This window comes from Halomonas meridiana (assembly GCF_009846525.1).
In the GTDB taxonomy this organism is placed as follows: Bacteria; Pseudomonadota; Gammaproteobacteria; order Pseudomonadales; family Halomonadaceae; genus Vreelandella.
Map to the genome: position 1 here is coordinate 273,082 of NZ_CP024621.1, position 24,647 is coordinate 297,728.

Annotated in this window: 25 protein-coding genes; 11 read left to right on the forward strand and 14 right to left on the reverse strand. The window is 58.0% G+C overall.

Annotated elements, in window-relative coordinates:
• The first annotated feature begins 53 nt into the window (after positions 1–53).
• The 5 genes from phnE to CTT34_RS01375 all read left to right on the forward strand — a co-directional run bounded on the left by phnE (position 54) and on the right by CTT34_RS01375 (position 6,216).
• Positions 54–869 carry a phosphonate ABC transporter, permease protein PhnE gene (phnE, locus tag CTT34_RS01355; RefSeq protein ID WP_159340717.1) on the forward strand — a complete coding sequence of 272 codons (816 nt, stop codon included), beginning with the start codon at positions 54–56 and terminating at the stop codon, positions 867–869.
• Positions 870–894: 25 nt separating this feature from the next.
• A complete protein-coding gene (locus tag CTT34_RS01360; protein ID WP_159340718.1) occupies positions 895–1,524 on the forward strand; it encodes a histidine phosphatase family protein in 630 nt (209 codons plus the stop codon).
• A gap of 81 nt (positions 1,525–1,605) precedes the next feature.
• Positions 1,606–2,085, forward strand: coding sequence for a C40 family peptidase (locus CTT34_RS01365; protein ID WP_159340719.1), 480 nt, complete (start codon positions 1,606–1,608; stop codon positions 2,083–2,085).
• A gap of 176 nt (positions 2,086–2,261) precedes the next feature.
• The gene (locus tag CTT34_RS01370; RefSeq protein WP_254436434.1) at positions 2,262–4,226 is read left to right on the forward strand and encodes a methyl-accepting chemotaxis protein; all 1,965 of its coding nucleotides are present in this window, start codon (positions 2,262–2,264) and stop codon (positions 4,224–4,226) included.
• A gap of 274 nt (positions 4,227–4,500) precedes the next feature.
• Positions 4,501–6,216, forward strand: coding sequence for a putative bifunctional diguanylate cyclase/phosphodiesterase (locus CTT34_RS01375; protein ID WP_254436435.1), 1,716 nt, complete (start codon positions 4,501–4,503; stop codon positions 6,214–6,216).
• A gap of 16 nt (positions 6,217–6,232) precedes the next feature.
• On the opposite strand, the gene CTT34_RS01380 is transcribed toward CTT34_RS01375, so the two are convergent.
• The gene (locus CTT34_RS01380) at positions 6,233–6,874 is read right to left on the reverse strand and encodes a putative metalloprotease CJM1_0395 family protein (RefSeq protein ID WP_159340721.1); all 642 of its coding nucleotides are present in this window, start codon (positions 6,872–6,874) and stop codon (positions 6,233–6,235) included.
• 73 nt (positions 6,875–6,947) lie between these two features.
• On the opposite strand from CTT34_RS01380, the gene CTT34_RS01385 reads away from it, so the two are divergent.
• From CTT34_RS01385 to CTT34_RS01405, 5 genes are all read left to right on the forward strand, one after another.
• Positions 6,948–7,175 (forward strand): DUF2835 family protein, encoded by a 228-nt coding sequence (locus tag CTT34_RS01385; RefSeq protein ID WP_159340722.1) that lies wholly within the window; start codon positions 6,948–6,950, stop codon positions 7,173–7,175.
• Between the two features lie 8 nt (positions 7,176–7,183).
• Positions 7,184–7,567 carry a hypothetical protein gene (locus CTT34_RS01390; protein ID WP_159340723.1) on the forward strand — a complete coding sequence of 128 codons (384 nt, stop codon included), beginning with the start codon at positions 7,184–7,186 and terminating at the stop codon, positions 7,565–7,567.
• 115 nt (positions 7,568–7,682) lie between these two features.
• Complete coding sequence (locus CTT34_RS01395) at positions 7,683–8,261, forward strand: antibiotic biosynthesis monooxygenase (RefSeq protein ID WP_159340724.1); 579 nt, start codon at positions 7,683–7,685, stop codon at positions 8,259–8,261.
• Between the two features lie 235 nt (positions 8,262–8,496).
• Entirely contained in the window at positions 8,497–9,168 is a 672-nt protein-coding gene (locus tag CTT34_RS01400) for a glutathione S-transferase (RefSeq protein ID WP_159340725.1), read from the forward strand.
• 41 nt (positions 9,169–9,209) lie between these two features.
• Entirely contained in the window at positions 9,210–11,780 is a 2,571-nt protein-coding gene (locus CTT34_RS01405; RefSeq protein WP_390620276.1) for an EAL domain-containing protein, read from the forward strand.
• 93 nt (positions 11,781–11,873) lie between these two features.
• Here the strand turns inward: CTT34_RS01405 and nhaD are convergent, their stop codons facing one another.
• The 5 genes from nhaD to CTT34_RS18360 form a co-directional block, all read right to left on the reverse strand.
• On the reverse strand, positions 11,874–13,352 hold the full coding sequence (nhaD, locus tag CTT34_RS01410; protein WP_159340726.1) for a sodium:proton antiporter NhaD: 1,479 nt from the start codon (positions 13,350–13,352) through the stop codon (positions 11,874–11,876).
• Between the two features lie 260 nt (positions 13,353–13,612).
• Positions 13,613–15,232 carry an ABC transporter ATP-binding protein gene (locus CTT34_RS01415; protein WP_159340727.1) on the reverse strand — a complete coding sequence of 540 codons (1,620 nt, stop codon included), beginning with the start codon at positions 15,230–15,232 and terminating at the stop codon, positions 13,613–13,615.
• On the reverse strand, positions 15,225–16,064 hold the full coding sequence (locus CTT34_RS01420; RefSeq protein WP_159340728.1) for an ABC transporter permease: 840 nt from the start codon (positions 16,062–16,064) through the stop codon (positions 15,225–15,227). Before CTT34_RS01420 ends, CTT34_RS01415 begins: the two co-directional genes overlap by 8 nt.
• A 37-nt stretch (positions 16,065–16,101) precedes the next feature.
• Positions 16,102–16,557: an ABC transporter permease subunit gene (locus tag CTT34_RS18355; protein WP_254436436.1), complete on the reverse strand. Its 456-nt coding sequence runs from the start codon at positions 16,555–16,557 to the stop codon at positions 16,102–16,104.
• A 9-nt stretch (positions 16,558–16,566) separates the two neighbouring features.
• Positions 16,567–17,061, reverse strand: coding sequence for an ABC transporter permease (locus tag CTT34_RS18360; RefSeq protein WP_254436437.1), 495 nt, complete (start codon positions 17,059–17,061; stop codon positions 16,567–16,569).
• Positions 17,062–17,397: 336 nt separating this feature from the next.
• Here CTT34_RS18360 and CTT34_RS01430 point away from each other — a divergent pair, with 336 nt between their 5' ends.
• Entirely contained in the window at positions 17,398–18,375 is a 978-nt protein-coding gene (locus tag CTT34_RS01430) for a TAXI family TRAP transporter solute-binding subunit (protein ID WP_159340729.1), read from the forward strand.
• Here the strand turns inward: CTT34_RS01430 and CTT34_RS01435 are convergent.
• The 8 genes from CTT34_RS01435 to CTT34_RS01470 form a co-directional block, all read right to left on the reverse strand.
• Entirely contained in the window at positions 18,372–19,328 is a 957-nt protein-coding gene (locus CTT34_RS01435) for a calcium/sodium antiporter (RefSeq protein WP_159340730.1), read from the reverse strand. The two genes, CTT34_RS01430 and CTT34_RS01435, sit on opposite strands and share 4 nt — an antisense overlap.
• A 743-nt stretch (positions 19,329–20,071) precedes the next feature.
• Positions 20,072–20,629, reverse strand: coding sequence for a Panacea domain-containing protein (locus CTT34_RS01440; RefSeq protein ID WP_074211148.1), 558 nt, complete (start codon positions 20,627–20,629; stop codon positions 20,072–20,074).
• Between the two features lie 88 nt (positions 20,630–20,717).
• Positions 20,718–21,881: a site-specific integrase gene (locus CTT34_RS01445; protein WP_159340731.1), complete on the reverse strand. Its 1,164-nt coding sequence runs from the start codon at positions 21,879–21,881 to the stop codon at positions 20,718–20,720.
• A 150-nt stretch (positions 21,882–22,031) separates the two neighbouring features.
• Entirely contained in the window at positions 22,032–22,835 is an 804-nt protein-coding gene (locus tag CTT34_RS01450; protein WP_159340732.1) for a hypothetical protein, read from the reverse strand.
• A complete protein-coding gene (locus CTT34_RS01455; RefSeq protein WP_159340733.1) occupies positions 22,832–23,494 on the reverse strand; it encodes a hypothetical protein in 663 nt (220 codons plus the stop codon). Before CTT34_RS01455 ends, CTT34_RS01450 begins: the two co-directional genes overlap by 4 nt.
• The gene (locus CTT34_RS01460) at positions 23,491–23,712 is read right to left on the reverse strand and encodes a hypothetical protein (RefSeq protein WP_159340734.1); all 222 of its coding nucleotides are present in this window, start codon (positions 23,710–23,712) and stop codon (positions 23,491–23,493) included. The genes CTT34_RS01455 and CTT34_RS01460 overlap by 4 nt, the downstream gene beginning before the upstream one ends.
• Entirely contained in the window at positions 23,709–23,954 is a 246-nt protein-coding gene (locus tag CTT34_RS01465) for a hypothetical protein (RefSeq protein ID WP_159340735.1), read from the reverse strand. Before CTT34_RS01465 ends, CTT34_RS01460 begins: the two co-directional genes overlap by 4 nt.
• Positions 23,951–24,604: a hypothetical protein gene (locus CTT34_RS01470; protein WP_159340736.1), complete on the reverse strand. Its 654-nt coding sequence runs from the start codon at positions 24,602–24,604 to the stop codon at positions 23,951–23,953. Before CTT34_RS01470 ends, CTT34_RS01465 begins: the two co-directional genes overlap by 4 nt.
• Positions 24,605–24,647: the final 43 nt, after the last annotated feature.

Sequence of the window (24,647 nt, forward strand, 5' to 3'; positions counted from 1 at the left end):
ACACGCTTGTTGCCAACCCTTTACGTAAAGCCTGAAGGCAAAAGGAATTCTCCATGCCGGTGTCAACTTCCTCAAACGGTGTGCCGCAATGGCAGCGGCGCACCACCCGCGCCCAGTGGTTGCAGTACCTCGCTTGGCTGGCGGGCGTTAGCCTGTTCTTACTCTGTTGGAAAGTGATCTCTGACAACACTATGTGGGTGTTTGTGGAAGACGCTGGCCGCCAGGGTAGCGACCTGATTAGCCGTATGATGCCGCCCCGCTGGGAGTACGCCAGCGAGCTTTGGAAACCCATGTGGGACACGCTCAATATCGCCACCTTGGGCACCGCGCTGGGCATTATGATTGCGTTTCCGGTGGCGTTTTTGGCCGCGCGTAACACCACGCCGCACCCGCTTGTGCGCAGCTTGGCGCTGACCATCATCGTCTCGTCGCGCTCAATCAACTCGCTGATTTGGGCCATGCTGCTGGTGACCATTCTTGGCCCTGGCGTGCTGGCGGGCATCATCGCCATCGCGCTGCGCTCGATTGGCTTTGTGGGCAAGCTGCTCTATGAAGCCATTGAGGAGATCCATCCCACGCCAGTGGAAGCCATCAGCGCCACGGGCGCCAGCCGCCTGCAGGTGATGAACTACGGCGTGCTGCCGCAAATCATGCCTGCCTTTGCGGGAATCAGCGTGTACCGCTGGGATATCAATATTCGCGAATCGACGGTGCTGGGGCTGGTGGGCGCAGGTGGCATAGGCCTGCAGCTGAACGCCTCCATCAACAGCCTAGCGTGGAATCAGGTCAGCGTTATCTTCGCGTTGATTTTCGCCACGGTACTGGTGTCGGAGTGGGTCTCGGCTCGCGTTCGTCACGCCATTATTTAATCTGTCCGTGAAGGGGAGAACCGCTATGCGCTTTGCCAATGCCGAGATCACAACGATTGACCTGATGCGCCACGGTGAACCGCAGGGTGGGCGAATGCTAAGGGGCAGTACCGACCATCCGCTCAGCGATTCGGGCTGGCAGCAGGTGACCGACGCAGTGATGCGCCATACGGTGGATGGACGGCCACCCTATGATGCCATCGTTAGCTCGCCGCTGGCCCGCTGCCGCGAGTTCGCGCTTTGGTTAGGGGAGGAGTTCGACCTGCCGGTGCAGGTGGACGACGACCTAGCCGAGCTGCACCTGGGCGAGTGGGAGGGGAAAACCTATGCGCAGGTATATGAGCAGGAAGGCACCGAGCAGATGAGCGCCTTCTGGTACGACCCCGCCCGCGCCGCGCCGCCCAGCGGTGAAACCCTCGCCGAGCTGGATGCCCGCGTCAGCGAAGTGTGGCGGCGGCTGTTGGTCAATCCTCCTGGCCGCCATGTGCTGGTGGTGGCTCATCTGTTCGTATGCAACGCACTGCTGCGCCAGGTGCTGGAACAGCCGCTCAGTAATGGCTTAGTAATGGATTTACCCTATGCGGCGATGAGCCGCCTGCGCCACGAGCGCCATGCACTAGGCGAAAGCACGTTTATCGAGTGGATAGGCCGTTAACGGCGAGTGATGGAGTAGCGGGTGAACGGCGCTTAGGCCATGATAAGAGGCACTATGCCTAGGTTGCCTTGGAGCTTTTTCATGCCGTTAACCCGCCTCTCTCCGCTGTTGACGCTCTTCGCTCTGCTGCTATTAGCAGGCTGTGCCAGTAAAGAGGTCGCCATGACCCCCGCGCCCAGCTCGCCATCGGGTATCTCGATGGAGCGCGCGTTAATTCTCTCCCATGCGCAGCAGGCGATTGGTACTCCTTACCGCTTTGGTGGCAACTCTCCGGACGGCCTGGACTGCTCAGGCTTAGTCGAAATGACCTACCGAGCGGCAGGTATCCGCGTCCCACGCACCGCCGATGGTCAGTTCCGTGCGCTTCCCCAAGTAGACGCTCCGCGCCCTGGAGATTTACTGTTTTTTGGCGACGGCAACAAAGCCACGCACGTTGGCATCTATGGCGGCAACCACCAGATGATTCACGCCCCCGGCAGCGGCCGAGCGGTGGTCAGCGTACCGCTGGACATCGACTACTGGCAGCAGCGCTTTTTAGGGGCGGCATCGGTGGCGCCTTGAGAGTCACCGATGCTGACCTGCGTCAATGCGCACGCTTGTCATCGCGTTACACTGATGCCGTTTTGCTGGCTAAGCATATTTAACTTGGCCGCAAAATGCGGCAAACTTAGCGAACAATGCGCTCTCAAGCGTGAACAATAAACGAGTACGCCGCTTACCTCCCCGAAAGACATGACATGAGGTTAAGCAACGCGATGAAAGAGCTGCTCCACCGCTTATCCATGCGGTATAAATTTGCCTTGGTACTGGTGTTTCCGTTGATGGCACTGGGCTGGTTCGCCACCAGCGGTGTGATAGAGCGAAAAGCCGCTGTGACGGAGCTGTCTCGTATGCAGGCGCTGACGGCGCTGGCGCAACAGGCAGGCCACTGGGTGCATCAAGTACAGCTAGAGCGAGGTATGACGGCTGGCTTTCTGGGCAGCCAGGGTAACGCCTTCGGTAACCGCTTGAGTCAGCAACGCCCCGCGACCGAGGCGGCTGCCGAGGCGTTCTTCCAGCAGCGCCAAGCGTTGGACGCAGGGCAACTCAGTACAGGGTTGAGCGCGCTGCTGACGGAGATCGACCAGCGCTGGCAAGGCGTTCCACCCCTGCGCCGCCAAGTTGACCAGCTCGGCGTGCCAGCCCCGGAGGCATTGGCCCACTATACGGGGCTGAACAGTGCGCTCATGACGCTGGTGGGCGAGCTGGCGCACTTAACGGGGCAGGGCACCATCACGCGTCAGCTGGCTGCGTACTACAACCTCCTCGAAGCGAAAGATCTGGCAGGTATCGAGCGAGCGCTACTCTCGAACGTGTTTGCGGCAGACGTGATGACCGACAGCACGCTTCAGCGGTTGCTTTCGCTGGTGGGGGCCGAACAAAGCTTCCTAGAATCGTACCGTGTACTGTCTGACGACACCCAGCGCGAAGCGCTCAGTCATGCGCTGAGTGGCCCTGAGATCGAGCGGGTGTTAGAGCGCCGAGCGCTGGCGATTCAGCAAAGCAGCGATTACGGCGTGAACCCCGAAGAGTGGTTCGATTGGCAAACCGTCAAGATTGGCCGTTTGAAAGCCCTGGAAGACAGCGCCGCAGCGGCCATCATCACGACCACCGAGGCACTGAAACAGCAGGCTCAGCAGGCGCTATGGGGGTACTTGAGCATCGCCGTCATGGCCACGATGGTGGCGATTGGGATCGCCATACTGATTGTGCGCACTATCACTCGACCGCTGCGGCAGGCCCTGGTGAGCATTGCCTCCCGGGGGGATGACCTGACCCAGCGTCTGCCCGTTATCGGCAGTGACGAACTCTCCAAGCTTTACCAAGCCGTCAACGATGCCTCTGCGCAAACGGAGCAGCTGGTGGCAGACATGAAGCGCAATGCGCATGCTGTTGCACTCGCCAGTAATGAGATCGCCCAGGGTAATCAGGACTTGGCGCAGCGCACCGAAGAGCAGTCCGCCTCGCTGGTGCAAACCGCGTCGAGCATGGAGCAGATGACCGCCACCGTGCGTCAAAATGCGGAAAATGCGCATCAAGCCCAGCAGATGACGGGCGATGTCGCCGCCCAAGCGCAAGAGGCCACGGACGTGGCGAGGCAGGCGCGTCAAGCCATGCAGCACATTCTTCAGGCAAACGAGCAGGTCACCTCGATCGTGGCCGCCATCGATAACATCGCCTTTCAAACCAACTTGTTGGCGCTAAATGCCTCTGTGGAGGCAGCGCGAGCCGGGGAGCATGGGCGAGGCTTTGCTGTCGTGGCCGACGAGGTGCGCAAACTGGCCAGCCGTAGCGCCGAAGAGGCCGATCAGATTCGTCGGTTGATCGACAACAACGTGGCGCGTATTAGCGAAGGGGAGTCGCTGGTCTCCACCACGAGCACCACGCTTGCGCACATTGCCGAGCGAGTGCAGCACGTGGCGGCGCTGGTCGATGAGATCGCCACGGCGAGCCATGAGCAGTCAGCCGGTGTCGAGCAAATTAGCCATGCGATGGCTCAGCTCGAAGACGTTACCCAGCAGAACGCGTCCCTGGTAGAGCACGTCGCCACGGCGAGTCGTTCGCTGGATGAGCAGGCGGACGAAATGTCGACGCTGGTGAGCCGATTCCAGGTGGGAGAGCCATCCACCCGCGAGCATCGCCAGGTCGCTTACGCTGAATGACATAGCGTCGATCACGCCCAGGGAGCCTTGCGCTCCCTGCGGTATGCTGTGCGGGTGACGGCGTGCCATACAGGAAAAAAGCGCGTTGATTCAGCGCTGTTGAATCTAAAACACGGGGAAGGAGACGGTGTTAATATGACCAAAAGACATTAAATCACCAACACTTATAAGAGGAGAGCAGAGACGCATGTGCCCGCCCTTGAATGACACACAAGAGCAGTCTTTGCCTCAGCCAGCCGCACGTTCAGCCTCCCTCCCCGTTGACGCTGTGGCGATGTCGGTCCTAGATGCCGGTACGCCGCTGGCACCCGCCGAGTCGGCGTTTCGCTACGCCAACGAAGCCATCATCATTACCAACGCCGATAACGCCGTCGTGGATGTGAATCCTGCGTTCAGCGAGCTGACGGGCTTGGCGCTGAGCGAGGTGCAGGGAAAAACCCCCGAGGCGTTCAGCATTCTCCCCTTGGACGATAGCCGCACCACGCGCTTGATGCGTGAAGAGCTGCAGCTTCGCGACCGTAGCAAAGGGCAGATCAGCTACCGTAGCCACGACGGTCAGTTCTATCCGGGCATGATGTCGATCAATCGGGTGCGCGATGAGCAGGGGCAGGTGGATCATCATGTGATCGTGCTGGCGGACCTGTCGGCCATTCCATCCCACGCACGCCATTTGAACCGTGAAGTCTATTTTGACGCATTGACCGGTCTGCCCAACTTACAGCTATTGACGCAACTGATTCAGGAGTCGATTCAGCACGCCGAAAACCGCCAGCTACCGCTGGCCGTCTGCGCCCTCGATATCGACCATTTTCAGCGCATCAATGACCGACTGGGCCCGCAGATTGGCGATGCGCTGCTGACCGCCTTTGCGCAGCGGATCAGTCACCTGCTGTTTGGTGATGACGTGCTGGCGCGCATCGGCGGCGATGAGTTCGTATTGCTGCTGCATCACGGTGTCGAGGAAGCCTTTTTCGAGAAGTTGCTTGCGTCGATTCGCCAGCCGCTGCTGATCGAAGGGCAAACGATTTACCTCACCGCCAGTCTTGGTATTACCTGCTATCCCGACGACCACGCTCAGGGTGACGTGCTGCTGCGCCACGCCAATCAGGCGATGTACCGAGCCAAGCAGCGTGGACGCGACACCTATCACTTTTTCGACTCCCATCAGGATCGCAGGCTTCAAGTGCGTCATGAGCAGCGACAGCGCTTTATGGATGCGATTCACCACGACGAGCTGCGCCTGTTCTATCAGCCACAGGTCGATATGCGCAGTGGCTGCGTCGTGGGCGTCGAGGCGCTGATCCGCTGGCAGCATCCTGAACTTGGGCTGCTGTCGCCGGGCGATTTCTTGCCGATCATCGATGGCACGCCGTTAGAGGTGGATCTGGGAGAGTGGGTATTGGAGCACGCGCTGCGTCAGCTCGCCCTGTGGCAAAGCGAAGGGATGGCGCTGCCCGTGAACGTCAATATCAGCCCGTCACACCTGTTGGTGAATACGTTCAGCCAGCGTCTGGCGGAGCTACTGGCGCGCTATCCCACCGTGTCGCCCTCGCTGTTAAAGCTTGAAGTGCTCGAAAGTGCCGCCATGCACGATGTGAAAGCCGCGCTGAAGAACATGGCCCGCTGCCAAGCGTTAGGCGTGGGGTTTGCCATCGATGATTTCGGTACGGGATTCTCATCGCTGACCCACTTACGTCAGCTGCCCGTCAACCTGATCAAGATCGACCAGAGTTTCGTACGCGATATGCTGAGCGATCAAAATGACATGGCGATCGTGGAGAGCGTGATTTACATGGCCAACCGGTTCCAACGATCCATGCTCGCGGAGGGCGTGGAAACGCTGGACCATGCGAAAGCGCTCATGGCATTGGGCTGCGAGCTGGCTCAGGGCTACGGAATTGCACGCCCGATGCCCGCGGAATCGGTGCCCGAGTGGATGGCTCACTGGCCCGAACGGCAAGATTGGAAAGGGTTGACGATGCTACAGTAGTGCGGAGAACAGGCCGTTAGGCGGCCTGCTCGGGAGGCTTCGGCTCATCATTGGCAGGCACGTCTCCCGGCTGCTCGGTGGCGCGGGCCTGGTTCATTTCGCTCTGTTCACGAGCCGCTTCCAGTTTGGCTTCTAGCAGGTACTGGCGCGCTTGAGCGGCCACCTGCAGATCTTTCGGTGACGGGTCCGCGGGAGCCAGGGCCGCTGCAATGACGGTCTGCATTTTCTCCACCGTGGCCTGCGGGTCGCCGGGAACGGGGCCGTAATCGATCGACACCTCTCCAGCCACTGCATAACGTTTACCGTCCGGGCCGACTTCGTACTCATAGGTAGCGCCTCCCGTGTAGGGGGCACCAACGGTTTGGTGGGCCATTTCGTGCTGGCGCACTTCGCGATCGGTTTGCTTGAGCTGTTCGAGCTGCTGAATCTCTTCCGGTGCCAGCGGCGTGCCGTCGGGCCGAGTAGGGCCGGTGGGCGTTTCGCTGGCACGGCTCTCGTCGCTTTCGCTGACGTCGTCGGAGGCTGGAGCGCTCAGCCCACGGTCAACACCGGCTTCCCGGCTCTCCACCTCATGACGCAATACCCGTGCAGTAGGCACGTTCGGTGAGGTCCAGCCAGCTGACGTGGCGGAAAACGAGGTGATAGAGGAAAGATCCATAAGCGGTTACCGATATTGGCGGCCATTTCAGTTAGCATAGAGTATCTGTGAGCCAGCCGAATTGCGCAACGTTATGCACTCCATCGACGTCATTCTTCATCTAAGTGTCACCGAATGTCTGGCCTACTACGAAGGCCGGTACGATAACGTGCGGGCGCGCAGTGTGGATGGTCGTTGGGTCGTGTTCCCCGCCCACGCCGTGCAGCGGGTGGTGGGCCATGAGGGAGTGCATGGTGTCTTTCGGATTACGTTTACCGATCAAGGCCGCTTTCACCATATTGTTCCATTAAACCGCTATTGAGTCTGTTTATGCACCCGCACGATGCCACGATGACGCTTTACGAACTGATCTATTCCGTGATTCCCAATTTAAATACCGCCGAGCGTTTAGTGTGCAATACCTTAGATAGCCTAATCGAGTCTGCCGAAAACCCTCTCGATATTTTTAAACGCACCGAACAGCGTCAGGCTTTTAATTTAGAGATTCACCGCGTTCGTATGAATATCGAACATCTTCTGTCGCGTTATCGCGCCGATGTGGATGAAATATTGCGCACGGAAGGGGGCGTTAAAGGGCCGGTGATTCAGCCTGACGCGTTAGAAGCCGATGCCATTCAAAGCGCGATCGATATCTATCAACACGTGCGTGCTTTTCAACGCGGCGAGCGCAGCCATCCTTTACCGCGACGATAGATCTACATGGCATTAATATTGCCTGTATAATGTGGCTCATGCATCAGGATTACCCGCCTGATTGCCTGCAGCTGGCCTACCCGGCCGTCGCTGCTTACACATTAGGAGATCACCCATGTCTGCCTTACCCGTCACACTGATGGTGGCCCGTCGCGTTGCGAATGGCCGTTACCAAGATTTTCATCGCTGGCTCAATGAAGGGCGCGAGCTGGCCGCTGACTTTCCCGGCTACCTAGGGTCTGGTGTGCTAGCCCCCCCTCAAGACGACGATGAGTTTCAGATTATCTTCCGTTTCGAGAACCAAGCATCGCTGGCCGCCTGGGAGCACTCGGCGTCTCGTCATGCGTGGTTGGAGCGCGGCAAAGGACTCTACGATGCGCCACACGAGCACCGAGCGACCGGGCTGGATGCATGGTTCAACGTGAGCCCCGGTGTGACGCCGCCGCGCTGGAAGCAAGCGGTGGCCGTTTGGCTGGCCTTTTTCCCGATTTCGCTGCTGTTTCAGTGGCTTTTCGGCGGTGTACTGGCCGACTGGGCGCTCGTGCCCCGTGTGCTCGTGAGCACATTAATGCTGACTCCGGTCATGGTGTTTGTATTCATACCGCTATCGACACGTTTATTGGCGCCCTGGTTACAAGGCAAGTGGTCGCCGATGGATCTTTTAGCCCGTTTAAAGACGCAGCATAGAGCGTGATACATCGCTCAGGAGCGGCCTTTTAACTCTTAAACATATAGTAAAACAACGGCTTAAACGTTTGAAAAAGCAAGGGGCGAACATCGGTGTTCGCCCCTTGTTGCATTTGCACACTCGCCATCGCTTTCTCCATGGGGTTCAACGCTGTAATAGTGCTAAGCTGAGAAAGCTTGCAGTCAATGGATAACTGACATCTGCGTGAAGCAGATGTATCAAGTCGCCTCATGGAGTAGTTATGATCCGCGTTCACCATCTTGAAAAGTCCCGCTCTCACCGTGTTTTATGGCTTTTAGAGTCTTTGAATCTCGATTATGAGATAGAAGTTTACCAGCGTGACAGCAAGACTCAGCAGGCGCCGGACGCGTTGAAAAAAGTGCACCCGCTGGGCAAATCGCCGGTCATCACCGATGGCGACTTAACGATTGCGGAGTCAGGGGCCATCATCGATTACCTGGTGAACCGTTACGGTAACGGGCGGCTTCAACCCGCCGCCGATGCCGGTGAGGAGTGGGTCAATTATCGCTATTGGCTGCACTATGCGGAAGGCTCGTTAATGCCGCTATTGGTCATGGGGCTCGTGTTTAACCAAGTGCCCAAACAGTCGCCCTGGTTCATCAAGCCGCTGGCCAAGGGCATTAGCGATACCGTACGTAAACGCTTCATTCAGCCTCAGTTAACGCAGCATATGGATATGATGGAGTCCCACTTGGCGACGCGCGGCCATTTTGCCGGCGAGTGGCCCAGCGGCGCCGACATTCAAATGAGTTTTCCGCTTCAGGCGTTAAAAGCGACCCAGTCACTGTCCGAATATCCGGCCATTGCGGCATTCGTGGAGCGGGTCGAGAACGACTCTGCTTGGCAGCGCGTGGTGGAGCGCGCAGGGCCGTTAACCATGCCGGGTGAGTAACGCCTACCATGCGGCGCAAGGGAGTGTTCGCGTTGAACCGGATGCCAAGCAACCGTTCTGCCAAGCGCTTGACGTGTTCTGCCATGGGGGCGGTGGCGCTCTGTTACGTGCTTGGGTGGAGCGCCCTGGCACAGGGCGACACCTCGCTTAGGGTCGGGGTCTATCATAATCCGCCGAAACTGTTTGCGGGCGAGCAGGGCCAACTGCGCGGCGTGCTGGGCGAATTGCTGGAAGCCATGGCACAGCAGGAGCAGTGGCAGTTAGAGAGCCGCCTGTGTGATTTCCAGCAGTGTCTCACGCTGCTGGAGCAAGGGGAGATCGACCTGCTGCCGGATGTCGCTTGGAGCGAAGAGCGTGCCGGGCGTTTTGCGTTTCATCGCGAGCCGGTGATGCATAGCTGGTCCCAGCTCTACCAAGCCAACGACAACCGCGTTGAAGCCATCCTGGATTTAGAGCAGCAGCGAGTCGCCGTGGTGGATGGTTCGATCCAGCAGAGCTATCTTGCCGCCGTGACCGAGCGATTCGATATCCGCGTCATCTGGATGCCGGTGGACAGCTTCGCCGCAGGTTTTCAAGCCGTGGCACGCGGTGACGCTGATCTCGTAGCCTCCAACCATCTGTTTGGTGACTGGCGAGCCCGGGATTACGGCCTGCGTGAAACGCCGATCATATTTCAGCCCTCGCGCCTCTTTTATGCCGCCTCGCCCTCCCTATCTGCCGATGTGCTAGAGCGCATCGACACCACGCTGCTAACGTGGAAGGACGATGTGGATTCGGTGTACTACCAAACGCTCAGCGCATGGCGCTCGGGCGGCGCGACCGAGACGCTGGTTCCCCGCTGGCTGTGGTGGGCCTTAGGGCTGTTGATCGTCGTGTTGGCGCTGGCCGTAGGGGCCTCACTGCTGCTCCGGCGGCGGGTCAGTATCAACCGCGCCAAGCTCTCCACCAATGAACACCTGCTGACCACGATCCTCGACAGTGTCGATGCGTATATCTACATCAAAACGCCGTCGCTGGAGTACCGTTACGTCAATCGACAAATCAGCGAGTTGTTCAAGCGGACGCCAAAAGAGATTCTCGGCAAGCGCGATGACGCCTTTTTCGACCCCGCCAGCGCGGCCGAAATGGCCGAAATCGACCAGCAAGTGCTCTCTTCGGGCAAAAAAGTCACGGTAGAAGAGCACAACGTGCTAAAGGGCGAGGAACGGGTACGCACTTTCCTGTCGATCAAAATGCCGCTGGAGATGTCCCCCGGGGAAGCGCCGTGCCTGTGCGGTATTTCCACCGAGCTGACTGAATATTTAGAGATGCAGTCCCGCACCCACCACCTGGCGTTCTACGATGCGCTAACGGGGCTGCCCAACCGACGCCTGCTGCTGGAGTCGCTGGCAGAGGCCACCGACCCCGATAGAGGGCCTAGTGGTTACAGCGCCGTACTGATCGTGGATTTGGACAACTTCCGACTGGTCAACGACATTCAGGGGCACGAGAGCGGTGATCAACTGCTAATCAACGTCGCGCAGCATCTCAAGCAGCGCCTGAGCGACGATGCCACGCTGGCACGTTTTAGTAGCGATGAGTTCGTCGTGCAGGTCAATGGCTTGGGCGAGCGGCAAAGCGATGCGGCTGCCAACGCTGAACGGCTGGGGCGCCAGCTTTTGGACACGGTATCGCAACTGCGCAACGACCGCGCTCTACCGATCAGCGCCAGTATTGGTATCACGCTGTTCGACGGTGAAGGCCTAGGCGTCAACAGCGTGCTGCAGCAGGCCGATATGGCCCTACAGCAGGCCAAAGCGGCTGGCGGCAACACCCTGCGCTTCTTCAATGTCGATATGCAAACTAGCGTGCTGGAGCGGGCCAGTCTCGAAGGGGATTTGCACCAAGCGCTAGAGCGTAACGAACTGGCCCTGCACTATCAGGTGCAGGTCGACCACCAGGGGGCCACCACCGGCGTGGAGGCGCTACTACGCTGGTACCATCCCCAGCGCGGCTGGGTATCGCCCGGTACCTTCATCCCGCTGGCCGAAGAGAACGGACTGATCGTGCCCATCGGCTACTGGGTGTTGCAGTGTGCCTGCGAGCAGCTGGCCAAGTGGTCGCATCAGCCGGCCTACGCGGGGCTGACCATTTCGGTGAACGTCAGCTCGGTGCAGTTCCAACAACCGGAATTCGTGCGTAACCTCGAAGGGTTGCTGGCGCAAACCCAGGCCCCGCCAGGTCGACTGGTGTTGGAAGTGACCGAAAGCCTGTTGATGCGCGAACCCACCCGGGTGCGTAATACCATGCTCAAACTTCGCACCCAGGGCATTCGTTTTGCGCTGGACGACTTTGGAACTGGCTACTCATCGCTGAGTTACCTAAAGCGCTTGCCGCTGGACGAGCTGAAGATCGATCAATCCTTCATCCGTGAGCTGCTCACCGACAAGACCGACGCTGCCATCGTGGATACCACCATCTTGCTGGCGGTGAGCTTGGGGCTGACGGTGGTGGCCGAAGGGGTCGAGAAGAAAGAGCAGTTGGATTGGCTGAAGGGGCACGGCTGCTATCGTTATCAGGGGTACCTGTTTGGGCGGCCTACGCCTATCGAGTACCTGTTCGAGAGCTACTGAACCACTGGCCGCATACCAACATAAGACGCCCGAAAACAGAACACCCGCCCAGGTTGCCTGGGCGGGTGTTGTGCATAGCGACTCAGCAGAGCGCTAGCCAAAGACGCTGAAGCTGCCGGCGTTGAGCCACATGTGTACCGCAATGCTTGCGATGTAGCCGAGCAAGATCACCGGCGACCAGCGTAAATGGCCCAAGAAGGTATACGAGCCGCGCGCCTGACCCATGACCGCCACCCCGGCAGCAGAGCCAATCGACAGTAGGCTACCGCCCACTCCCGCCGTGAGTGTGATCAGCAGCCAGTGGCCATGGGACATGTCGGGCTCCATGGTGAGGACCGCGAACATGACCGGAATGTTATCGATCACGGCCGATACGATACCCAAGGCAATGTTGGCCCAGGTGGCGTTCCAACCGGTGTAGAGCGCCTCTGAGAGCAGTCCCAGATAGCCCATGAAGCCTAAACCACCAACGCACATCACCACCCCGTAGAAGAACAGCAGGGTATCCCACTCGGCGCGGGCCACACGGCTGAAGACATCGAAGGGCACCACGCCGCCGAGCTGTTCTAGCTTTTTATTATCGCCCAAGCGGCTATAGCGTTCGCGCTTGCGCTCCAGCGAGCGGGGAAGGCTTTGGCGTAGGTAGTAGCCAAAGAACTGTAGATAGCCAAGCCCTGTCATCATGCCCAAGACCGGCGGCAGATGGAGCAGCGTATGGCAAAGCACCGCCGTGACGATCGTCAGCAAGAACAGGGCAATGATGCGCCGTGCGCCGCGTTTGAGCTGAACGTCTTCATACACGCTGCTGGGTTTTTGATCCTTGATGAACAGGCTCATCACGATCGCAGGAATCAAGAAGTTCACGAGAGAGGGAATGAACAGGATAAAGAACTCTTGGAACTCGATGAGACCTGCCTGCCAAACCATCAAGGTGGTGATATCACCAAAGGGGCTAAAGGCACCGCCTGCGTTGGCCGCGACCACGATGTTAATACACGCCAAGTTGATAAAGCGCTTGTCGCCTTCGGCCACTTTGGTGATGACTGCGCACATCAAGAGGGCGGTGGTTAAGTTATCGGCAATGGGCGACAGCATAAACGCCAAGCCGCCAGTCAACCAAAACAGCGTGCGGTAGTTAAACCCTTTGCGTAGCATCCAAGAGCGCAGCGCATCGAAGACGCGACGCTCTTCCATGGCGTTGATATACGTCATCGCCACCAGCAGGAACAGCATTAGCTCGGTAAACTCCAGAAGCGTCACGCGAAATGCGTACTCGGACGTATCCGACATGCCGTTCTGAACGTATACCCAGCCAATGAGTCCCCAGATGATGCCCGCCGCCACCAGCACGGGCTTGGATTTGCGCATGTGAATCTTCTCTTCGGCCATCACCAGCGCATAGGCCAGCACGAAGATCGCCACGGCCACATAGCCTACGGCAGAGGTGGTTAAATCTACCTCGCCGGTGACGGCAAAGGCCGCCGGGCTGATGAAAAATAGTAAGGCCGCTAACAAAAAAGGCCAGCAACGAGTGTATCGAGGCTGGCCTGGGTCATGATGTAGCGTCAACATGGCGCGTTTATCCTTATAATGGTTAAAAGAAGGGGGAATAAGCGCCGCCAGTTTAACAAGCTATATTGCGTCGCAATACGGAATTAAACCGAATGAACAGGGCGTATCTTTTAGAGATACCGTCTTTTTTTTAGAAATTATCCGTTTCGCTAATAGTAAATAACGCACAATAGTGTAAGAAGTTTAGCCGGTTAAACGAAAGGTGAATGCCTTACATCCATAAAGGCAGCGATGGTGCCACTGCCCTTATTGGCACTTAGTTAATGGCCGTGAGTCGTCAGGGCCTCTTCGAGCCATCCTAGCTTCATTTGCGGCACCGACGCCAATAGCGTTTGCGTATACTCGTCGAAAGGCGGGCTCAACACGGTATCACGCTCGCCGTCACGCACCACACGCCCTTGGTGCATCACCGCAATGCTATCGGCAATCGCCTTGACGGTGGCCAAGTCGTGAGTGATGAACAGGTAGGCCACGTTCTCCTGCGCCTGTAGCCGCAACAGCAGCTTTAAAATACCATCGGCCACGAGCGGGTCGAGCGCGCTGGTGACCTCATCGCAGATGATGAGCTTCGGTTTGGCCGCCAGGGCACGCGCAATGCATACGCGCTGTTTTTGACCGCCCGACAGCTCGGCCGGATAGCGGTCCATAAACGCTTCCCCCAGCTCGATGGCGTCGAGCAGCTCGATCACCCGCTGACGGCGTGCTTGGCCTTTCAAGCCGAAGTAGAACGTGAGCGGGCGGCCGATGAGGGTGCCTACGGTGTGGCGCGGGTTCATGGCCACGTCCGCCATTTGATAAATCATCTGCAGTTCGCGCAGCGTCTCTTTATCACGTTTGGCGAGGGTGTTGGGCAGTGTGCTCCCGTCAAAGCGAAGCTGGCCCTGGTTGGGCGGCAGCAGCCCGGTGATGACCCGCGCCAGGGTGGATTTCCCCGACCCAGACTCCCCCACGATGGCCAGCGTTTGGCCTGCGCTCACCGAGAGATGAACGTCCTTCAACACGTTGCTTCCGCTTTGGTGGTACGCCGCACTGACGCCCTCGATGGCCAGCAGTGGCGTGGATGACGGCGTTTTCGGCGCATGCTCGATGGAACGCACCGACACCAGCGCTTGCGTATACGGCGCTTGAGGCGACTCAATGATGTGCGCGGTGCTGCCCATTTCGACTTTTTCCCCCTGCCGCAGCACGAGGAGGTCATCTGCGACTTGAGCGACCACGGCAAGGTCGTGGGTGATATAGAGTGCACCGACCCCCGTGGTTTTGATGGCCCGCTTGATGGCGGCCAGCACGTCGATTTGCGTGTTGACATCAAGGGCCGTGGTGGGCTCGTCGAAAATGATCAGATCGGGCTTTGGACAGAGTGCCATCGCGGTCATGGCACGCTGTAGCTGCCCGCCCGATACCTGGTGCGGGTAGCGGTGGCCAAACTGTGCCGGGTCGGGTAGCCCAAGCTGCTCGAACAGTTCGATGGCTCGTGCCTCGGCCTCTTGGCGAGTGGCTAGGCGGTGGTACAGGGTGGTCTCGATGACCTGCTCCATCAGCGTGTGGGCGGGGTTGAACGCGGCTGCCGCTGACTGCGCCACGTAGCACACCGTTTTACCACGCAGCTGACGCAGTGCCTTGGGCGAGTCTTTCAAGATATCGCGGCCGTTCACCCACACTTCACCGCTCAAGCGAATATCGCCGCGTCCATAGCCCGCTGGCGACAAGCCAATGGTCGATTTGCCCGCGCCGGATTCACCAATCAGCCCCAGTACTTTGCCGCGCTCCAGGGTGAAGCTGACGTCGTTGACGATGGTGATCTCCCGGGGCGCTTCGCCGGGCGGGTAGGCCGTGGCTTCGATGGTCAAATGACGAATGTCTAACAGCGAATCAGCCACGGCGGCCTCCTTTTAGATCGGTGGTGTGTCGCAGCACCCAGTCGGCTACCAGGTTCACGGAAATGGCCAACATCGCGATGGCCGCCGCAGGAATCAGCGCAGCGGGCACGCCAAAGACGATGCCTTGGCGGTTTTCACGCACCATGCTGCCCCAGTCGGCTTCCGGTGGTTGAACGCCGAGCCCCAAAAACGACAGCGAAGAGAGGAACAGGACGGCGAAAATGAACCGCAGGCCCAGCTCGGCCACTAGCGGGGTGAGCGCGTTGGGCAATATTTCTCGGAAGATGATCCAGACGTTGCCCTCGCCGCGCAGCCGAGCGGCTTCCACGAAGTCCATCACGTTGATGTTCACCGCGACCGCTCGAGAAATACGAAACACTCGGGTCGAATCGAGCACGCCCATGATCAAAATCAGCATGAGCAGCGTGCTGGGCATCACCGACAGAATGACCAGAGCAAAAATCAGCGTCGGGATCGACATGACGATATCGACACCGCGCGACATGAGTTGATCCACCCAGCCACCGTAGACCGCCGCCAGAATGCCCAGCACCGAGCCAATGGAGAACGCCAGCGCCGTGGCTAGCGCGGCAATGGTCATCGTGGTGCGGGCGCCGTAAATCAGCCGTGAGAGAAGGTCGCGGCCTAAATTGTCGGTGCCGAGCCAAAACTCTGCCGATGGCCCCATCCACATGTCGCCCACACTGTCGGCCATGGGGTAAGGGGCCAGCCAAGGGGCGAAAAGGGCCATTACTAAAAAACCGAACGTGAGCAGCAGGCCGATCAGCGCAGTCACCGGCATCCGTTTCAGCAGCGTTAAACATATCGACATGGTGGTGCGTTCCTATCTAAAGACGGTGATCAGCGAGTTATTTGGGGTGGCGCAAGCGCGGGTTGGTGACGATGGCGATGATGTCCGCCAGCATGTTGAGTCCGATGTACACCGCTGCAAACAGTAGTCCCACCGCCTGTACCACCGGTACATCGCGCTTGGCGACGTGGTCGATCAGGTACTGACCCATGCCGGGGTAGACGAAGATCACCTCGACGACGACCACGCCCACGATCAAGAAAGCGAGGTTCAACATGACCACGTTGACGATGGGGGCAATGGCGTTGGGAAAGGCGTGTCGCGCAATGATGCGAAATAGCCCCAGCCCCTTGAGTTCGGCGGTTTCGATATAGGGGGACTGCATCACGCTTAAAATGGCCGCCCGCGTCATGCGCATCATGTGAGCCAGAATCACCAGCGTTAAGGTGGCAGCAGGCAGGACAATGGCGTGTAGCCGCTCGCCCAGGCTCATGCCGCTATAGACGGTGGACACGCTAGGGAACTAGTTGAATTTCACGGCAAAGAGATAGATCAGCAAATAGCCGATGAAAAACTCGGGTAGCGAGATGGCCGTTAGCGTGGTGCCGGAAATGATGCGATCTGGCCAGCGATTCTGATAACGCACCGCCACGAGCCCTAAGAGAATGGCGAATGGCACGGCCACCACGGCCGTCCAAAACGCCAAGAACAGCGTATTCCCCGCCCGGCCCCACAGCGACTCGCCAATATCCTGGCGATTGGACAGGGCCGTGCCTAGATCGCCCTGTAAGATGCCGCCCAACCAATCGATGTAGCGCGCCCAGGCGGGTTGGTCGAGCCCTAGTTCACGACGTAGGTTCTCGAGGGCGTCAGGGGTGGCGCTCTGCCCAAGGATGGATTGCGCCACGTCGCCAGGCAGTAGCTGGGTGCCCACGAAGATCAGTACCGAGACGGCGAGAAGGAGTAACAGGCCCAGCGCCAAGCGCTGAGCGATCAGCTTGATAACGAAGGTGTTCATCACGAAGGTCCAGATTAAGAAGCCAGCGAGCGCTTCGAAAGCGCAAAGCCCGCTATCATCTCGCCCATGGGAGGCGCTGACCAGCCCCTAATGCGGTTTAATATTGCCTCGTAGGCACTGCTGCCCCTCGGCAGGCGCGGGTCGAGCCGTTTAAACCGACCATTGGTGTCCGTCACGGCGGGTTGCTAACGTAAGAACGAATATGCCGCTATGCTATCGGTGTCGACCGGTAGGCGATGAGTAGCCAGCCAATAGACGGCGAAAGCTTCACGTGACGGCATTCAGAATCCGCTCAATCCATCAGGCCGAGAAGGCCTCAACTGCAAAGGACGTTGCATGCGCGCCCGTTTCTGCTCTCTTTTTCGTACCGGTGGTGTGTTGGCATTCACGCTGATGATGGCGGGTATGGGGCTGGATGCCCACGCGCAAACGCGCATTACTTATAAATCGGCACTTGCGGGCACGGCCTATCACCAAATGGGCAGCGAGCTTGCTAACGTCATTCGACAAGGCAGTGACGACGCTATCGTACTGACCAACGAAGAGAGCCAGGGGTCGGTGCAAAATGTTCAAGAAGTCATGACCCGGCAGGGGCGCTATGTATTCACGGCACCGCCTGCCCTCGTGGCTCAGGCCGTGGCGGGCGAAGGGCCGTTCGCTGGTCATGAGGATGAGCGGTTCGCGGCCATTCGTGGACTGTTTCCCATGCCGTCGCTGACCATGCACTTCGTCATGGCGGGGGACGATGGCACGGCATCGTTCGAGGCGTTACGCGGCCAGCATGTGCTGATTGGGCGTGGCACGTTTAGCGCCGGAGAGGCCGCTCGCTATTTTCAGCTCTTCGGTTTGGAAGGGAGGGTGCGCTTGGCCGATGCCTCGATCACCAACGGCCCAGAAGCGTTGAGAGAGGGCCTGATCGATGCGTTCGTCACGGCCAGTTCTTACCCCACCCCCAACGTGATCGAGACGGCGTCGCTCGTGCCCATCACGCTCATTAGCTTGACCGCCGAGCAGATCGCTCAGACGGGGGCGGTACCCCAGGTCATTCCAGGAGGCACCTATCCCGGCATCGCCCAGCCCACCCACACGACGTCACGCCCCGTCATTGCGTACACCACCGAGCAGATGGATGCAGAGACCGCGTATCGCCTTACGAAGCTCTTTTGGGAGCAAAAAGCGCGTCTCGCGGAGCAGGCCGCCTGGTGGGCGGGCGTCACGCCGGACCTGCTCGCTCATATGACGACACCGCTGCACCCCGGCGCTCTGCGTTACTACGACGAAGTGGGCACTGACTTACCCGTGCATGTCCGTTAAAAGATAGTAAAGCTCAGTGCAATGTACGCTGCGTATCCACCCAGTAGCGCGGTGCCTTCCCAGCGGGATAGGCGCATGCCGGTATAAAGAAAGAGCAGCAGCAGGCCTGCCGAGCCCAGCATCACCCACTGGTCAAACTGGCTCACCCGTTCGGCAATGGGCAGCGGCTGGAGAACGGCCGAGATGCCGAGAATCCCAAGCACGTTGAAGATGTTGCTGCCTAGGATGTTACCCACGGCGACATCGGCGTGACGGCGCAGCGCGGCAATTACTGACACGGCCATTTCTGGCAGTGATGTACCGACCGCGACGATGGTCAAGCCGATGACGGCTTCTGAAATCCCCATCGCTTGGGCAAGGCCAATCGCTCCATAAAGCAAGAGCTGCGAGCCACCAATCAACATGCCCAGCCCCACGACGAGAGCGGCGACGATCATGACGGTCGAGGTGGGAATGGCCGTGACTTCCTCCGCTTCGGCGGCGTGCATGTCGCCTTCCGGCATCGGCTGTTGGCGCTCGGTGCGGTAAGCCCACACCAGATAGGCAGTGAGGGCGGCTAGCAGTAGGGCCGCTTCCCAGCGACCCAGTGCACCGCTCCAGGCCAGTACGATAAACAGGACACTGGCGCCGACCACCACCACGCCGTCTCGCCGCAGCGCCAGGGGCTGAACGGTCATGGGGCAGATGGCGGCACACAGCCCTAAAATCAGTAACACGTTACCGATGTTACTACCGACGATATTGCCCACGGCGATGTCCGGCTGCTCGCGTATCGCGGCATCGATCGATACCACTAGCTCAGGCGCCGAGGTGCCAAAGCCCACGACCACCAATCCCGTGAGTAGTGGTGAAACCCCCATTCGCTTGGCACCAGCGACCGCACCGCGTATTAACGCCTCCCCGCCGCCGAATAGCAGCACGATACCGGCCAGCAAGCTCAATCCATACAGCATGTGTCACTTCCTTCTCGATACGCTTGGACGTTTGCCAAGCTTAGGCCTCTAACAGTAGCTGGCTTCATGAGGCGTGCAAAGCCCTTTGCATCGGCCACATAAAAGAGACAAAGGGCGGGAAGAGGGCATGAGAAAAGCGGTCGCTTTCATACTGGAAATAACGCTAAAAAGAGGCGCTTGGACGTATAAGGGCAGTGAGCAGGCACAAAAAAAGCACCCGTGGGTGCTTGATTTGTAGGGGTGTCTGGTGGAGGCGGCGGGAATTGAACCCGCGCTCTTGTTATTAATATCATAGGCTTACAAAAAAAACTGACTAGATAATGACTATTAGTGTCTCACTCATTCAAGCTACATGTAGTTTTTAATGAAACGCTTAATCTTGGGTGTGACCCTGGGAGAGCTGTGAAAACCTGCCAAAGTACGTTCATAAAGTTGATCTGAAATAGGCGTTCTTGGTGTGAATTCACCCATGGTGACAAATTGGGAGATGTCTTCAGCATTTTTGACAACAGCCTCACTGTAGACCACATAGCTTTGCTGGTTCACGAACGGATGCTCACCGGGGTGGAATAGGCATGTGCTGTCAAACTTGCGCCCATCTCTGACAGTAGAGATGTTAACAAGCAAAACCCCGTGGTAGCCCCTTTCGGGATAGTACACGGGGTCATTCATCACTATGTGTAGATGGTTAACAGGGCCTGAAAGTATCAGGAGAGTCCCCTTGCGAAAAGGACAATACCCTGTCATCTGAGACGATCCATCACGGCGTGAAGCTGGCGGCGCTGAAAAATTTCAGCTGTTAGCTGTTCAGCTTCTTCAGGGGTTTTCCCTAATGCTTTGTAGACGTCCTGAGGGGAGATGGGTCGTGCTGACTTGTTTGGATCAACCCACTCGGAGCAATATTCGTGGGTGAAATCTACAATCTGCCAGCGATTCATTGAGCCGTAATCGTTCCAAACAGAGTCCAGCAATTCAATGTCTGCGTCACTCAATTCGTCAAAGGCTTCTCGTGTGCAATCACTTTGAGCAAGGGCAACTTCATGACGCTCAGAGCCTTCAGCGATCCATTTTTCCCATTCACCTGTACGACTACCGCCTTGCATTAGTTCAAGTACAGAGGAAAGCACAGGGCCTTTGTCCATTGAGAACCAAGCGTCATGGCTTAATGGTTCGTCATATCTCTCCATCGAAGCACGATCTGCCAGATACATCAGCTTCATCAGCTTCAAATACGACATTTGCCCACCACGCCGCCATGTGAAGTAGGCTGCAATTTGCGCAACTTTTTCTTCGTTAAGCATGATAGCTACCTCCAGATGCTCTAACTTAGAGCTTCTCCACTATTAATGGAGGATGCGCAGCATAAATGCAAGTTTCTCGTCTTGCAAGCTACGTCGCGTTATGTTTAACCGAAAATTTATCGTTAGCCAGCATCCCCGCCTGGCTATTCGTCGTCGGTATCCAACCTGCGTATATCCGCGCCGTGGTCACCACGCTGGTATGCCCCATCTGTTTTGATACCCACGCGAGTGGCTCGCCAGCGCTGACCATCATGGATGCGTAGGTGTGGCGGGTTTGGTACGGGCGGCGGTACCGGACTCCGGCGCGCTTCAGTGCGTGGGCCCATAATGTTTTGCGTATAGCCTGATCGCCGGACCATGGTTCGCCTGTGCGGGGGTTGAGGAACACGCGGCCGCTGGGGTGTAGGTAGCTGAGTGTCTTCTGCGCTTTTAGTGCTTCCAGTGCACGGGGCAGGAGGTCAATGGTACGTGTGCCTGCTGTAGTCTTAGTGGTTTCCGCTTCACCTTTGGCTGCTTGGGTGATTGCACGTGTGATCCGGCAGCGCTTTTGCCGCCAGTCGATATCTCCCCACTCAAGCGCGACAAGCTCCGATGTGCGTAGCCCGCTCCACAGTGCAAACTGAATCAACGGTAAGCCGTCGCTGGGGAGAGCGGCTAGGATCGCGGCTTGCTCTTCGGCTGTGAACGGGTCGATATCATCCACCTCTTTGGGCGGTTCTATTTTCCGGTAGTGCCAGCCTGCTAGTGGATTGCCTGCAATCATCTCATCGTGCATGGCATCATCCAGCGCTGCTCGCAGTGGACTAATGAGGTTCGATATTCGTTTGTTGCTGCAGGTCAGGCGTGATGCCCAATCACGTACGTGGCCACGCTTTAGCTCTGCCAGTAGCAGGTGGCCGAACTCGGGGATCAGCTGACCCTCAATGGTGTTTTTATAATCTTTGTAGCTGCTGGCTTTCAGAGTGGGCTTTTTGGTGGCCAACCAGGTGCGCAAGTACGTATCGACCCGATCCTGACGCATGAACTTGCGAGCGTTCTTACTGCGGGGAAACGTCACTTGATAATCAAACGTGCCGGCATCGATCGATGAAATGACCGCGGCGCGATGGCGCGCCGCTTTCTTCAGGTTAGCGGGGGTGGGCTCGAGCTTGAGCCGTTCGCGGCAGCGGGTGCCCTGGTAGTAGAAGTCGATTTCGATACTACTGGTCGAAGCTGCCCTGACCCCTTCGTAACTGCTCCCTTGGTTACCCACCGTGCATACCCCTCAAGTGACATTAGTATTCGCCCGTCCGGCGCTTTGAAAAACTGCTCGCCTTGCCGCCAATCCCCGCGCTTGATCTTTGAGCGAATGGCAAACTCGCTGTAGCCGGTCAGCTCGCTAAACCTTTCAATGGTGACGTGATCAATCGGCAGCATGTGAGCCTCCTGATAGTGTGCAGGTGGCGGGTGCGCTTTGGCTTGGCATCGTTTCAGGCTTAATGCCAACGGGCTGCAGGTCGTAGATCCATACCGGTGGGTTTGCCTTCCATGAATCGGAGCCGTTGATGGATTCCCATAGCTCCTGGAAGGCGTGACGCGAATCTGAATAACGGTAGCGAGCACCTTTAACAGACCGATAAGCAACGTGAGGAAGGTAGAATTCGCTTTCTCGCCAGTCATGCTTTTCTTTGAAAACTCCCTCCTTGCGCGCATCCTGCTCACTAATATCCTGCAGTCGCTCAAGGCGTACATTCACCACATCAAACACTAGGCGGGCTGCCCAGCGTGGCATGAATATTGATGGCCTCCACGGGAAGCTACGCGCCCGATCGAAGTTCTCGCGGTAAACGCAGGCTTCGTAGTCATCATCTGGATTGATCGTTTGGATGATGCCCGTGCTGCGGCGGTACGCTGGCTCTGGGACAAATGCGTGTGCTTCCTTAACGTATATCCGATCACCTGGCTGCACCCGCGAGTAAATCCGGTGGGTGGTGCCTTCCGCGCACGTGGCTTTGAGGTACGGGCCTGGGTTGCCTGCGGGCGATGGGCCGTTGTCGATCGTCGCATTGGCGAGGTCAAACGCTGCAGCTTCCCAGCGCTTTTTGCTGATACCGTTGCCATCGACCAGGGAGTTCTGAGCATCGACCACGCGGCGGGTTTGGTTTTTGCGGCCTTCGAGGAAGGCCTGAACCATGGCGGTGTTGAATAGTTTGCCGTGTTCTTTCATTGGCTACCTCCCGCTTCTTTTCTGATCTGGTTACCCACCAGGATGGCAACGTTCGCAGCTTGCTCTCTTGGTGTGTCGCCAAATTTATTCCAGTCGATGGGGCCGTTCCGCAATTCTTCAGCAGCGCGTAAGCAGCCTTGCTGCTGCTGGTTAACGCACAATACTTTTAGGCTTTCTTTAGGTGCGCGTTTCAGCACAGTTTTAGCGTCATCGGCGTAAGCCGGGGTTACTTCCCCGTCATGTGCTAAAGAGTGAAGCACTGCTTGGCAAGCGGTGAGCTTGCTGATCAGATCAGCTTGGAAGGCAGCTAGGGTATCGCGCTCTTCCTCAGCGGCAGCGGCTTTCCTGCCCAGCTCTCTGTAGCCTTCAAGATGGTTGCTGGCAGCCTTGGCGACCATTTCCCGGTTAAATTGCTCAGCCTTCAGCGCCCGTGCTTTCCATTTCTCACGGCGAGCTTTCAGCTTCTCAATCACCTCTAGCACTTGGGCGGTGCCGCCCATCAGTTGATCTTCTTTGCGAAGGCCTGCAGCCTCGGATATCTCGAAGATGCTGCTGATTGCCATGGCGAACAGCCGTTCGTACCGCTGCGCTTCTTGAAAGGCCGCTTTCGCGGCCTGCTCGCTGTCTTGAAATGAAATACGCCATGCTTCGTAGCTCATAGCAGACGCTCCTTAGGTGGGTTCGCGCCAAGCGCTTCTAGCCGGTCCACGGTGGCGTTGAACGCTTTGGCGAGTCGTTTGCGGCGACCGCCGGTGAGGTGGTCCGCCAAATGGTTGCCGCAGCCGAGGTGGTCGTGGGCTTCCACATAGGCGATGTACAGGCGACGAGCACGTTTCTTGAGCTGCTGAATACGGGCGGCCTTGATGAGCGCTTTCATCCCCGGCCCCCTTGCCCATAGGCCTTGAGCGCTTCGGTCAATGCTTCGTGTGGGCCCCACTGGCGAATGTTGTTCTGCAGGTCGCCGGCGCTCATCCAGATGCAGTCTTCATCGCCTTCTGCATAGATGATCTCGATACGGGCGCATTCAGCACCGCGCATCTGGCGACGCTTATTGAACTCGATGAAACGGAACTGGGGGTATTGCGGGCTGGCTTCGGGGTGCTGTGGTTGGGTGCTCATGCGTCACCTCCTGCAGCTGCAGCTTTTGCGGCGGCGCGGTCTAGGCGATCGATTTCGGCTAGGATTAGAGCGCCTGATTTAATTAGATTACGGCGCGGATCAGGGCTTGGTTTCCACCACGTTTGATCAAAAGGCCACACCGCCGCCGCGGCGTCCTTACCGCTTTCTGGTGATTCAACTTGTAGAGCATCTGCTGCGTTAATGGCATAAGAAGCACCAGCAACCGCTAAGCTGCCGGGTTTATGCTGGTCGTCATTCTCACGGCTAAACCCTTCGCTGAAGATTTGTCGCATGCGTTCGTTGTAAACCGCGAGGTAGGACGCGTTGACGGTGTCTTCAGGGCCTGAGTAGCGGATGTCTGTGAATAGCAATAGCTGGGCAAATACCGTTTTTGCGCGAACGGATACGATTAAAATGCCATCTTCGTTCTCGGCACGGTAAATTTCGGTGTATCCCGCAGGTGCGGTGTTATCCAACTGGTCGATATAAGTGTCTGGTTCAGCTTCATAGCGGGCGTAGTCGTCGCCACCATCTAGGTCGCTGGGTAGCTCATGGGTAACGGTATGCACCGCAAAGCCAAACGGTTCCAGAATGTCTTTGACGGGGCGCTCTTCAAAATATGGGTGCTCAAAAATTTGATGGATGTGCATCGGTTTGCTCCGTGGTGGTAGAGCCCCGCCGCTGGTGGTGGGC

Coding starts and splice junctions, on each gene's coding strand:
- phnE (WP_159340717.1), top strand. CDS start 54: ATGCCGGTGTCAACTTCCTCAAACGGTGTGCCGCAATGGCAGCGGCGC.
- CTT34_RS01360 (WP_159340718.1), top strand. CDS start 895: ATGCGCTTTGCCAATGCCGAGATCACAACGATTGACCTGATGCGCCAC.
- CTT34_RS01365 (WP_159340719.1), top strand. CDS start 1,606: ATGCCGTTAACCCGCCTCTCTCCGCTGTTGACGCTCTTCGCTCTGCTG.
- CTT34_RS01370 (WP_254436434.1), top strand. CDS start 2,262: ATGAGGTTAAGCAACGCGATGAAAGAGCTGCTCCACCGCTTATCCATG.
- CTT34_RS01375 (WP_254436435.1), top strand. CDS start 4,501: ATGTCGGTCCTAGATGCCGGTACGCCGCTGGCACCCGCCGAGTCGGCG.
- CTT34_RS01380 (WP_159340721.1), bottom strand. CDS start 6,874: ATGGATCTTTCCTCTATCACCTCGTTTTCCGCCACGTCAGCTGGCTGG.
- CTT34_RS01385 (WP_159340722.1), top strand. CDS start 6,948: ATGCACTCCATCGACGTCATTCTTCATCTAAGTGTCACCGAATGTCTG.
- CTT34_RS01390 (WP_159340723.1), top strand. CDS start 7,184: ATGCACCCGCACGATGCCACGATGACGCTTTACGAACTGATCTATTCC.
- CTT34_RS01395 (WP_159340724.1), top strand. CDS start 7,683: ATGTCTGCCTTACCCGTCACACTGATGGTGGCCCGTCGCGTTGCGAAT.
- CTT34_RS01400 (WP_159340725.1), top strand. CDS start 8,497: ATGATCCGCGTTCACCATCTTGAAAAGTCCCGCTCTCACCGTGTTTTA.
- CTT34_RS01405 (WP_390620276.1), top strand. CDS start 9,210: ATGCCAAGCAACCGTTCTGCCAAGCGCTTGACGTGTTCTGCCATGGGG.
- nhaD (WP_159340726.1), bottom strand. CDS start 13,352: ATGTTGACGCTACATCATGACCCAGGCCAGCCTCGATACACTCGTTGC.
- CTT34_RS01420 (WP_159340728.1), bottom strand. CDS start 16,064: ATGTCGATATGTTTAACGCTGCTGAAACGGATGCCGGTGACTGCGCTG.
- CTT34_RS18360 (WP_254436437.1), bottom strand. CDS start 17,061: ATGAACACCTTCGTTATCAAGCTGATCGCTCAGCGCTTGGCGCTGGGC.
- CTT34_RS01430 (WP_159340729.1), top strand. CDS start 17,398: ATGCGCGCCCGTTTCTGCTCTCTTTTTCGTACCGGTGGTGTGTTGGCA.
- CTT34_RS01435 (WP_159340730.1), bottom strand. CDS start 19,328: ATGCTGTATGGATTGAGCTTGCTGGCCGGTATCGTGCTGCTATTCGGC.
- CTT34_RS01440 (WP_074211148.1), bottom strand. CDS start 20,629: ATGCTTAACGAAGAAAAAGTTGCGCAAATTGCAGCCTACTTCACATGG.
- CTT34_RS01450 (WP_159340732.1), bottom strand. CDS start 22,835: ATGAAAGAACACGGCAAACTATTCAACACCGCCATGGTTCAGGCCTTC.
- CTT34_RS01455 (WP_159340733.1), bottom strand. CDS start 23,494: ATGAGCTACGAAGCATGGCGTATTTCATTTCAAGACAGCGAGCAGGCC.
- CTT34_RS01460 (WP_159340734.1), bottom strand. CDS start 23,712: ATGAAAGCGCTCATCAAGGCCGCCCGTATTCAGCAGCTCAAGAAACGT.
- CTT34_RS01465 (WP_159340735.1), bottom strand. CDS start 23,954: ATGAGCACCCAACCACAGCACCCCGAAGCCAGCCCGCAATACCCCCAG.
- CTT34_RS01470 (WP_159340736.1), bottom strand. CDS start 24,604: ATGCACATCCATCAAATTTTTGAGCACCCATATTTTGAAGAGCGCCCC.